The 2,673-nt window shown below is 44.2% G+C and carries 1 protein-coding gene; it reads right to left on the minus strand.

Translation table 11 applies throughout. The features are described 5' to 3' along the window. A partial coding sequence (locus tag ABYK33_RS15260) for a hypothetical protein (protein WP_373034175.1) occupies positions 1-2,673 on the minus strand: 2,673 nt, incomplete at both ends.

A 2,673-nucleotide genomic window follows, 5' to 3' on the forward strand; every position in this document is an offset into this window, starting at 1 on the left:
CCCCCTGCGCGACCCGGAAGACACCTTTAGTATCGACCGTGAAGTTTTCATGCCCTTCACCGCTTAGCGTTATAGTTGTAATCGCACTGGAACCTTCACTTGCAATCTCTAGTGCTCCGATGATGCTGTTTGCAGGGGCATCGACGTCGACTTGTCCCGCAAAGCCGAAGATCTCCGGTGCACCCGGTGTTACGCTCTCATAGACAAACTTGTACGCATCCTGTACATAGTCACTGTCGGCATAAACTTTCTCGACAATAGGGTGAACATAGGTATCGTAGTCTTTGAACAGTAGTTTCTTATCAACCGTCGGCAGCCACAACAGGATATCGCTATAGTAGATGCTGTAATCCCCGTCTATAGGGAAAACCTTGTTACTCAATATCCGTTTGGCGACATCATCAAGATGCGCAAACAGTTCTGCTTTTTTAGAAGGGTCACCCAACTTATCTTTACTGACCTGGTACGCTATCTCGGCTAAGATGTTGACCTTAAGGCTGAGATCTTTGAGCTGTTTTCCGGTCGCAATAGCATGGAGTGTACCGTTGTTCGTCACAGGGAACTCATCAACGAAGAAATCATCATTGCTGTCGATGTCAACACCGCCTTGGGCTTTGATGATATAGATCTCATCATCGTCAAATATCGCGGCCTCTTCCGGCGGTATCTCGATGATACCGGTGGTGTATATGTCATTCCCTTCTGTTGTTTTACCAACAAACAGCGGTGTGTTCATGTCAGACGCTTTGTAGACGGTTACCGCCGCTCCGCTGATAGGCCCAAGCGTCACCTCTTGCAGCGGCCCTCTGATCTTGTACTCACACGGTATACAGCCGCAGCTTTTGTTTCCCGAGCAGTCGTTAGTTTCAAAACTTCGTTCTACAGGTCTATATGGTGCTGTTACTACAGGAGTTACGTTAGGTGCCGGATAGACAACTACCTCTTTCTCTCGTATGTCAATGTCAAAGAGTCGTCCGATATCGAGTTGTTCGGGGATAAAGGCTTCGACTTTGTACAGTTTTTTTGTTCCCGGTGCTTTGGCAAAGATATAGATGTCTATAGGGTCTTCTTGCATCGCCTCTTCATCGAGTAAACTGTGGTCGGTCTTGTCACGCCCGTAAAATGAGTAGCTGCCCGGGTAGATAGACATCTCATCTTTTATGACATAATATTCAAAGGTGCTGTTCTCGTCATCGTGCACTTCGAGTACACCGGCATCCCAGTCCGTCTCCAGGTCAAGATCTACCATGGGGTAGCATCTGTCCCAACTCAAAGTCACTTCTATCACCCCCCGGGTCAATGTTTGGGAAAGGGTTGGGGCGGCAACCGTTGTTTTTACAACAGCCAAGCCATCCTGTCCTCCTATACTTCCTTTAAATACGACAGTAATTGGCAAAGAAGCGTTATCTTCTACAAAACCTTTTTCAATAAGTCGTTGCACAAAATCGGGTACAATAATTTCGCCGTTAACAGGCAGGTCCCTTATTAACGGATAATCCATAATATACGTGCGGCTACCGTCAGGTTTGAAAGCATAGATAAGAAATGTGCCACCGCGATTGAATGTCACGGTCGAAGGAGTTGCTACTAGTGTAGGATCAGAGATATTTTTAATTCTGAAACCACAAGACATAACTTCTGCTTCCAAACGGCCCCGGAAAAAGTAATTGATAAAACCTTCAGCATTGGCTACAGCATGAGATATCAGGTTAACACCGTTATCGATCAGAACAGGCAAATTTTCTTCACTTAAAACATAACTGTATACAGGCTTGTATTCACCTACTCCTCGATGTGTTACATAAATGTAAGAACGGTTTACTCTAGCCAGCTTGTTATGATTCGCATCAACATCTGGAGAATTTGACAAAACATAACCTGCATTTTCACCTGCAGGAAAATATTTAGGTAGTTCATCTTTTTTCGGTACGTATGCCGAAAGCACACTTGTCAATGTATCTTTACTAAAAAAGTTTTCCGACGTAAATTCCGCCTCTTTTTGCATAAAGGTATTAAAATTCTGATACTTTGTGGGTGTAGTTTGGCTGACAGCATCTACTATGACTGAGGTAGGTTCAGCAATTCTATTTTCAGCTACTTTAAACCCTCCAATATCTCTTCCTCGCTCTCCCCCTCTCATCCACACTTCAAAAGGATCTCCGGTGGCATGCATATCATCGCGAACATGTGCCGGGACGTTCATATCGTTAAGCATATGCAGAACATGGCCCAACGAAATAAACATCTTCGCCTCATTCTCTGTTCTCTGCTCCGAAGTCGTATTTTTATCGAAAAATGCTATTTTAAAATACTCTAATGCTTTTGTATAACTATAATCATTGGTCAACCCTCCGCCATCGTAAGCCCATGACACAGCATCCGTATTTCTATGTATCAGTGAGATCCACGAAAGTTTTGCGCCGTTGTCTTGCCACTCATAAAAGTGGTTCACAAAACGGCCATTGCCCAAATCCCAATCCCATTCCAAATCAGCCAACCAACCCAAGACCTCTCCGTTGACACCTGCCCATAAAGCATCTTCTAAAATAGTCCCGGCTTCTATAAGATCTTGATAATTGTGTTGTGAAGAGAAACTTTGATTCCATTTGGATACACCATATTTTTCACCATATGCTACGGAAGTAATATAGCTAAAATAGGTGGCAGGTGTTC

This window comes from Sulfurovum sp. (genome assembly GCF_041562805.1).
Lineage (GTDB): Bacteria > Campylobacterota > Campylobacteria > Campylobacterales > Sulfurovaceae > Sulfurovum.